This window comes from Pseudoalteromonas caenipelagi (genome assembly GCF_013140855.1).
GTDB lineage: Bacteria > Pseudomonadota > Gammaproteobacteria > Enterobacterales > Alteromonadaceae > Pseudoalteromonas > Pseudoalteromonas caenipelagi.
Genome location: NZ_JABBPG010000001.1, coordinates 165,928 through 175,925, shown reverse-complemented (window position 1 = coordinate 175,925; position 9,998 = coordinate 165,928). Strand labels below are relative to the sequence as shown.

At 43.5% G+C, this 9,998-nt stretch carries 1 protein-coding gene; it reads right to left on the bottom strand.

All coding sequences use genetic code 11. From position 1 onward, the window contains the following. Positions 1-2: 2 nt before the first annotated feature. Positions 3-9,959 (bottom strand): non-ribosomal peptide synthetase/type I polyketide synthase, encoded by a 9,957-nt coding sequence (locus HG263_RS00795; RefSeq protein WP_171624187.1) that lies wholly within the window; start codon positions 9,957-9,959, stop codon positions 3-5. Positions 9,960-9,998: the final 39 nt, after the last annotated feature.

The window sequence follows — 9,998 nt, the reverse complement described above, 5'->3', positions numbered from 1 at the left end:
AGTTACAAGTCCATCTCCGTCATGGATTGATCGGCTAAGGCGTCACCAATATCCCTGCCACTGATAATGTCACTCACCTGCTGAACTTTTGGCACTGCGCCGGATGCAGCTCTCGCTTGCATGAGGTCATCAATTCGCTGCGCAAGCTGACTGACACTTGGGTAGTCGAACACATCGGCAACGGTTACTCTAATATCAAACCCTTTATTAATATTTGACACCAATTGCATAGCTAATACCGAGTTACCACCACCATCAAAAAAGCTCTGAGTCGTGCAAAAATGCGAAGTCTTCAAAATTTGCTCGAAGTACTTTAATAACTTTTCTTCACTTAATGTTGTGGGTGAGCTAAGTTGTGCTGGTTTGTAAGATTGCACTGCTCGCGATTTGGGTAGCGCGTTAATATCTAATTTACCATTGGCTGTTTTAGGCCACTCATGAAGCCAACAAAGCTGCTCAGGAAGCATGTAATTTGGTAGATATTTTGTAAGAGACTGGCGTAGTTTAGGTAATGCCCAACTAGATGATAAGTTGCCTTTATCCACCCCATAGGCACATAAGATACTCGCGTTTTGCGCTTCGCTTAATACCAGCACTTTTATATCGCTTGTACCTAGTAATTGTGAGATGTGATACTCAATCTCATTCAACTCGATACGATGACCATTAAGCTTAATTTGCTGGTCAAGGCGACCTTGTAGTTCAATCTCTCCATTGGCGAGGCGACGAGCTCGGTCTCCGGTTTTATAAACCCGTTGCGACAGTTGTTCATCAAATTGATGATCTATAAATCGCTGCTGCGTCAAGTCTGTACGATTTAGATAACCTTTCGCCAAACCATCGCCCGCTATCCATAGCTCCCCCCATACTCCAATGGGTAGTGGCAGTGATTTAGACTGAGCATGTTCGTCCATAACATATAGCCCTGTACTTGCGATACCATTACCAATGGTGATCTGGCTGGCATTATCTATTTGCCGTACAGACGACCATATCGTTGTTTCAGTTGGACCATACATATTCCAAAGCTCAGCGCCAGCAGTGAGCATCTTCTGTGCTAACACTCTGTCTAGTGGCTCGCCGCCACATAGCACTTTAAGGCCCGCTACACTGCAACTATCCGTGTTTAACAACAAGCGCCACAATGTTGGTGTAGCTTGCATATGCGTCACTGAGTGTACACCCAGCTGCTCAATGATAGCCTCAGGATCACTACATATTTGCTCAGTCGCGATAATCGTTTGCGCACCCACAGTAAGCGGTAAAAATAACTCAAGCATTGCGATGTCAAAAGCGATGGTGGTAATGGCTAGCATTTTGTCATCACGCGTTATTCCTGGTTTATCACGCATAGCCCGCAGCAAGTTGCTTAGTGCACCATGAGAGATCTCAACACCTTTAGGCTTACCAGTCGAGCCTGAGGTATAAATGACATATGCTGTATGTTCGGCGGTTACACAATTACTAAGTTCAGTGTTTGGTTGAATATCGATTTGTTCAGCTTCGTTGTCCAAATTCATCACATCACAACTGACAGTTTCTGTTAGCTCACTAACATCCGTTGTGCTATCACAAATTAGCAACGAAACCTGTGCATCTTCCAATATATCTTTAATACGCTGCATGGGATAAGCTAAATCTAAAGGCAAGTATGCGGCACCGATTCTGAGCACCGCAAGTAGGTTTATCAGTAACTCGTTGCGTCTTGGTAAAGCAATAGCCACCAATTGGCCTTCACCGATCCCCTTGGTGCGCAAGTACAGAGCCATTTGATTAATACGCTTATCTAAATCATTATAACTCAGCTGTGTTTCAGCGCATTTTACTGCAGTTTTTTGGCCATACTTTTTAACCATATCTGCAAAATCATCTAAAAACACCGATTGCAGAGTCTGCGTTTGTGCGTTTTGAAACGCAGATAACAGTACCTGCTGATAAGCCTGATTATCCAGTAATGAGCACGCTTTGCTCTCTAACAGATCAGATTCTTTTAGTTGGCCAAACAACCCTATTAATTGACGTAGATTGTTTTCGATCCAGCTTTTATCAAACTTTCCTTTATTGTATTCAAGCTGTAATGACCATTGCTGACCAACACACGTAATATTACAAGACAACTCGAACTGGTTATATTTGGCCAAAGTGTCAATATTCTTAGCGGTTATTCCCTTAAATTCAGGTAACGCACCGACCTTATCCATGTTGAACATGACAGTAGGTAAGTCCAAGTCTTGATTTGCCAGTGCAGAATATGGGTAATATTGATGTTCAAATGCATCTAGCAACTGCGTTTGCACCGCTTTTACTAAAGTGCCTACATTGGCATGAGGCGTACAATCTACAACGATTGGCAAAATATTGGTGCAATAGCCGATTAAGCCGCTGTCTAACTCATCACTATCATAATTTGTTGCCAGTAACTGCCGACAAGAAACGGGAATAAGCACCGCGATGGTATTTTGCCGCGTTAATCTGTTTAACCATAAAACGTACATGGCCAATTGCGTTGCAAACTGTCCAACTCCCAATGATTTAGCAAGGTTTTTAAGATTATCTATCGCCTGATGGGCAATTGCATATTTAACACCATCCACTTCGTAATTGTGTGTGCTTGGGGCATTCGTTTTAACTGCAAGTGAGAGCGGCTCAATACCTCGTAACTGTGCCAACCAATATTGCTCGTCATGAGCATAACGAGACGATTGACAATACTCATTCAGTGCGCAGTTATAGTGAGTAAAATCGATAAATTGCGGATTATTTTTCCCCTCATCATCATTATAACCACACGCTATTGCATTAATAAGTTGTGTTATTGCCATACCATCATAAAGCAAATGGTGCGCAATCACGCTCAGGTAGTAGCAATCGTTTGGTGATTGAATTAACACAAAGCGGATCAGCGGCTGGGCGTCAAAATCAAATGCTTCGTATCTTAGCTCAGAAAGTTTGCCGTTTACGTCGTCGCTACTTAAACACTTCTCGATACGAACAACGGGGTTGCTACTTGTTCGTTGCTTGTGGCACAAATTATCAATATCTACGCCATAACTCAAAATAGGCAACACATCGTATAACTGCGTTACCACCTCAACTAAGCGAGTAACATCTAACTGCCCTTGAAGCTTGACTACCCCCTGTAAATGATAGGCTAATGCGCCCTGTTCGCTGCGAAGCGCTAACGCTAATAGTTGCTGCTGTGCTTGGTTTAAAGGGTCAGTGTTATCAGTATTGTTATCCTCAGGGTTACCAAAGTATCCTGCGGATTGCAAAGCGAGTACGCTGTCTTTGACAGCCATAATAATTGTATCTACATCTTTGTCGGTGTGCGCATCACTTAAAAAGCAGTTGCGTCCTTCCCAAATAAACACGCCACGATTGAGCATTTCATAAAAGAAAACATCCAGATTTTGATTAAATCTAAAGCGAAACAGCGAAGTAAAAGACTCTATGCTAATAGGCACATTGTGCGCTGCAAAAAACTCATTCAAGGTGGCTTTTAAATAATTGGTTTTGTCCGCTATTTTCGCTTGGCACTGCGCACCGCGCTTTTTGATTTCACTCAGTACCGCTTTTGCACTTGCCATAGCCAAGGGGTGTTTACAAAATGTACCGGCAAAAAAGGTTGTGTCTACTTCTGGGAAAGAGCTATCTCCATATTGCCAATCTCCACCATCGATGGCGTCTAAATATTTTGCGCTACCTGCAACCACGCCAATCGGAAGCCCTCCGCCGACAATCTTGCCATAGGTCGCCATATCAGCTTCAATTCCAAGTAAAGCTTGGACGCCACCGGGGTGGGCTCTAAAACCGGTGATCATCTCGTCAAATATTAAAGCAATATCCAGTTCTTTGGTCAGTGCTCTGAGCGCATGCAAAAAGCCCCAAGGCTGGAGTTCTGGATGGCGGCTTTGTACTGGCTCTACTAATACAGCAGCGATTGAATGGGCATTTTGGCGGATCACGTCAAGTGCTTCGTCCGAGCCATAATCCAAAACGATATTATCCTCAATCGCGCCTTGGCGTACCCCTGAACACATTGGCTCAACATGGTTGCCATCTGGAGTCGGATGAGCAAGAGTACCGTCGTAATGACCATGATATGCCCCCTTAAACTGGACAATTTTATTTCGCTTGTTAACAGTGCGTGCTAGCCGCACCGCTGTCATTACAGCTTCGGTACCTGAGTTGCAAAATGTTACTCGCTTAAGGCCCGTTAACTCACTAATTAGCTCTGCCACTTCACACGCGAGCGGACTTGCCAGACCCAATTGCAGCCCAGAATCGATTTGTTCGTACAGTGATTGGGTAATAAACTCGCTTTTATGACCAAATAAGTTCACGCCAAAATCCATGGTAATATCAATATATTCATTACCATCAACATCCCAAATTCGTGAACCCAGACAACGTTTCGCAAACACCGGATAAAGCATTTCTTTGCTCGAAAGCCTAAAGCCCGCAGAAGCTCTGCAATCAGCCAAATGTGAACGGTGTATGCTAACTAGATTTTTTGAACTTTGCGTTTTACCACAATAGCGACTGGCTAAATCTATTTGGTGTTGTTTGATTTGCTCATTGTCATTTTGCACCACAACGTGTTTTGCTTGAAATCCGGGTAACACACTGCTCTTTTGTGGTGTTTGCGTAACACTCGCTTGGGCCATGCTGGGGGTATGTCGAATTAAAGGTTTAGCAGTTTGAGTTGTGCTCACACCTGAACCTTGTAACATTTGCAGCTGCCTTGAAGTAACAGCTTCAACACTCAGCCTTGCTTGTTCATTGGTCACAATTGCAGCGGCTTGAAGTTGCTCGCGGCAAATCGCTGCAATTGTTTGTTCACCTAATGCTAATTCATCAAGTAACACGTTGTTTTGTTGAGTCTCTTGTTGTACAGACGCAGCCAAATCACATTGATTTGTTTGGCTTAAATAATCACTATTGCGCTCTATATAATCAACTAAACGATCAACCGTGCTAAGCTCCTCGTAGAATTGTCGAACGCTGAATTCTAATTTAAATTCTTTCTCGTAAGTTCTGACCGCCTGCATGATCATCAGCGAGTCAACCCCCATTTCGAGTAACGGCTGATGACTATCAATATTATGGGTAGGGATAGACAGCTGCTTAGATAAGGTCAGTAATACAAACTGACGAATCGCATCTGAACGGTCCTGAGATACAACAGGTTGGACTGATAAAGATTCGAAAGAGTCATCGCGCCCCATCCAATATCGCTCTTTTGCAAACGGGTAAGTAGGTAACGGCTGGCGAACATACCCCGTTTGCGGATAGATAGCTTGCCAATCAAGCTGCACGCCGATTTCAAACAGCTTAGCAATTGCCTCTAACAAGCGTGATTTATCATCGCCTTTGGCATTAAGCACAGCAATAAATTCACTGTTATCTTTTGGGCGGTTCTCTTGTACCAATGTGCTAAGCACGGGTTTTGGGCCAATTTCAACAACACAATATTCATCAAACTGTTGTAGAGCATTTAGCGCTTGTGCAAATTTAACTGGTTGGATTATTTGCTCTACCCAATAACTGTGCTGGCACAATGCCTGTTGCTCAGGTTTTCCTGTTACTGAAGAAATAAACTCGCAGTTAGGTGAAGACAATGAAACGCTTTTTACCACATCCTCAAATTTATCAAGGATCGGTTTCATAAGTGGTGAGTGAAACGCTCTGGCAGTATTGAGTGCCTTGAATTTAATCGACTTGCTATTCAACTGTTCACAAATCGCCTCTATGGCCTGCGAGCTTCCAGAGAACACCACGCCACTTAACCCATGGAAGGCGGAGATCGCGGCTTCGCTTTGGTAGGGTTCAAGCAACACTTTAGCCAATTGTTCATCACATCGCGCTGATACCATAGCACCACCAGATTCAAGACCAGCCATCAGCTGTGCACGCGCAGATATCAGTTTTACAGCATCTTCTAGCGAGAAAACCCCTGCTATACATGCAGCAGCATACTCACCGACACTATGGCCTATCAACATATCTGGCTTGACACCAAAGCTGACTAATAGTTTTGCCAATGCATATTCAACGGCAAAAATAACCACTTGAGTCCATTTAGTTTGGTTAGTGATTCGGTCACTTTCTTCGCTATATAACGCCTCAATTAAGCATTTATCAAAAATATCTCGTAATAAAACATCACACTCGTCTATGGCACTTTTGAACACGCTTTGGCTTTCATATAGCGTTTTTCCCATCTGTGCATATTGAGCGCCCTGACCGGTGAACAAAAACACGGTTTTGGGTGAGACTTGATGTTCTTCAACATGCTCATTGTAATGCAATAGATTCTCAACCAACTGCTTTCTAGTTTGCGCATATACAGCTGATTTTACAGATTTTTTCAAAGGTTTAGTGTGTGCAGCAGTCAGTATCAGCGCATCAAATTGCGCCGAATTAAAGTTTTTGAGCTGGTTCCCATAACTTTTTGCTAAGGCAATCAGTGACGCTGACGTTTTTGCACTCAGCGGTAAAATGTAAGGTAAACAATGTGATTCTAAATCTATAGATTCACTGCTCCGCGAAGGCGCGCTTTGGCAAATAACATGAGCATTGGTGCCACCAAAACCAAATGAGCTAACCCCTGCTAGAAGTATATTTTTTTCACTTTTTGGCCACTCGATTGTTTTGGTTTTAACCGTAATTGCGATTTTATGCCAAGGAATATGCGAGTTCAGCTCATCGCAATAAGGCTGCCCAGGGATCTGTTGATGCTCAAAACATAGCAAGGTTTTAATTACTCCAGCAATACCGGCACCAGATTCTAGGTGGCCAATATTTGCTTTTGCCGAGCCAACGATTAATGGCTCCGCACCAACTTGGTTTTCCCGATACACTTTGTTTAAAGCGGATACCTCTATTGGATCGCCAAGCTCTGTACCTGTGCCATGTGCTTCTACGTACTGAATCTCTTTAGCCGATAGCTGAGCATCGTCAAGCGCTGCGCGAATAACGCTTTGCTGCGCAATACCATTGGGTGCAGTTAGGCCATTACTACGCCCATCTTGGTTAAGTGCACTGCCCTTTAGTACGCCATAAATTGGATCTTTATCTGCTAATGCTTGAGCTAAGGGTTTGAGCAGTAAACAGCCAACGCCCTCGCTTCGTACGTAGCCGTTCGCACTATTTGAAAATGTTTTGCATAATCCATCAGGCGAAAGCATCTGCGCATTTTGGCAAGCATTAGATACCTCATCACTTAAAATAAGGTTAACTCCTGCAGCCATTGCCATCGGCAATTTTCCACTGCGCATTGCTTGCATTGCCTGGTGCAACGCAACTAACGATGACGAACAAGCAGTATCAATTGCTAAACTCGGACCCGTAAAATTGAATGTATAAGAGAGTCTATTTGCTGCAATGCTTAACGCGGTACCGGTGCCCAGATAAGGGTTATCTGCTTGTACTTGATTAGAAATGCCAAAATAATCATTTTGAGAAATGCCAACATATACCCCGACCTCTTGACCATAGAGCTCAACCGGTGAAAGCCCTGCCGACTCTATCGCATGATAGGCCGTTTCAAGTAGCAATCTATGTTGCGGGTCTATGTGCTTTGCCTCCGTTGGCGACAAAGAAAACATTGCAGGGTCAAAACAATCGATGTCTTCGAGATAGCCGCCTAACCTTTGCATATTGAACTTAGGACATAAATGTTTGCGTGACTCACTCGCGTTTGCAATCGCACTTTGCATTTGTGACAGTAACTGCCAATACGCCTCTAAGCCATTTGCTTGAGGGTAGCGACAGGCCATACCAATCACCGCAATGTCTTTGTTGTTTATAGTGTGCGTTGATAAACGCTCATTTTCAGTCTCGCCTTGTGCTGTTTGCCGCTCTTGATTTGAACCGATAAAAGCGCGCCGTACTTGCTCAAACTCGCACAGATAGGTAGCCAGCTGAGCAATGCTTGGGTATTCAAAGAGCACCGTAGGTTCAAGTTCAATGTCATGTAACTCAACCAATTCACCAGACACACGTACAGCCTTCATTGAATCAATACCAAGTGACTGAAATGTTGCATCTACGTCAAGTGAGCCTGCGCTCTTTTCAACCTCTTGGGCAATAACGTCTTTAAGTGCACACTGTACCCGCTCTTGTAAGTGAGTTAATTGATTGGAAGCCTCTTTTTGCTTGTAGTTATTTTGTTTGGGCTCTGTCGAAGCCTGTAACGGCTTAGTTCGCGCAATTGTTTCGAAGCTGTTTTGCTCATAGTGACGTTTATTTTCTTGGCGCTGAATTTTGCCACTGGATGTTTTTAAAATGCGACCAGGTTTTATTAGTACCAGTTCATAGGGGGTAATATCATGGTTTTGAATGATAGCTGTGGTCATTGCAGAAAACACGGCATCGCTATCGAGTTTTCTGATTGCGGTACGCTTAACTTGCTGCACCACCACGAGCCCTTCTTCACCTTTATCTGTTGTTACTGAAAATGCGGCTCCGCCATTGTTGTCCAAGGCATCATGAGAGAGGCTAACACTGAGTTCTATATCTTGTGGATAGTGGTTTTTCCCTCTGAATATCAGTACATCTTTACAACGACCAGTGACGTATAAATCACCGTTATGCAAAAAACCAAGGTCGCCTGAACGCAAGTATGGTTGTTTCTCATCAGCATCAATAAAACCATTAAACACTTCTAAGGTTTGTTCAGCGCGTTGCCAATAGCCTTTTGCAACACTTGCGCCTCTAATCCATATTTCCCCTACACAGCCATCTTCCAATTGCAATTTGCTTTGCGCGTCAACAATCGCAATTTTATGGTTATGCCATGTGGTGCCGCAAGAGACGGCATAATAGGTAGATGCATTGTTAGCAGCGCTTAAATCACAAAATGGTTCATTATCTTGATTTTGATCTAGCAGTGACGCTTTACCTTGCTGTAATTGCTGCGTATCAAGTTTTAATACTTTTGCACCATCACCTAATTTACTGCCCGTCACAAATAACGTTGTTTCTGCCATACCATAGCATGGGGATATTGCAGCTCGTTTTAGCCCACAGCTTTTAAATTTTTGATAAAAACGCTCAAGCGTACTCGCTCTTACGGGCTCTGCGCCATTTAACGCTCTGCGCCAACTTGATAAATCAAGTGTTGCCAACTCTTCATCTTTTATCGTGTCAACACACAAATCATAAGCAAAGTTAGGTGCACTCGATGTAACTCCTTGAGTGTCGCTTAGTAGTTTTAGCCAACGATAAGGCTTTTGCAAAAAGAAGGTGGGGTTCATCAACGCAGCACTTGCGCCAATATAAATCGGGTGCAAAATACCAAAAATAAGCCCCATATCGTGAAAGTGCGGTAACCAGCTGACAATCGGAGTATGTTCGTCGTGACCGAACGCCTCTTTCATCATTTGTTCGTTATCAATGATGTTAGCGTGATCGACCATAACGCCTTTTGGTGTGCCTGTTGAGCCTGATGTATATTGCAAAAAGGCCAAGTCAGATGGCTCTATGCTAATATCTTGCCAAGACATCGGTTCGTGAGATTGTGATAGTTGTTCATCAGTGGTGTACAACGGGACTGACTGCAAACTTGCTTCTGTTTCGAACAAAGGAGCAGCGATTTCAGATATCTTGAGGGTCGTTAATGCCCCCGTCGCGCCTGCATCTTCAATTATGTTTCGTAGCCTATCAATATTCTGGTTTTTTTTAGGAGGATAAGCTGGAACGGCGATAACACCGGCGTAAAGGCACGCAAAAAATGCTTCAATAAACTCGACTCCAGATTGATATAGCAGCAGCGCTCTATCGCCTTTTTTAAAGTGAACTTTAAGCCCTGAAGCAATTAACCTCGCTCTATGATCTAGTTGAGCATAAGTGAGAGTTTTACAGGGTTGTTCATCATCGAAGAAATATTGATATGCGACATCATTGCCACGAGTCTTAGCCAGTGCGACTAAGGACGCTACTATATTTGTATTCATTCCGTGCCCATCAACGTTCAGTACAGCAAGATGCAACCT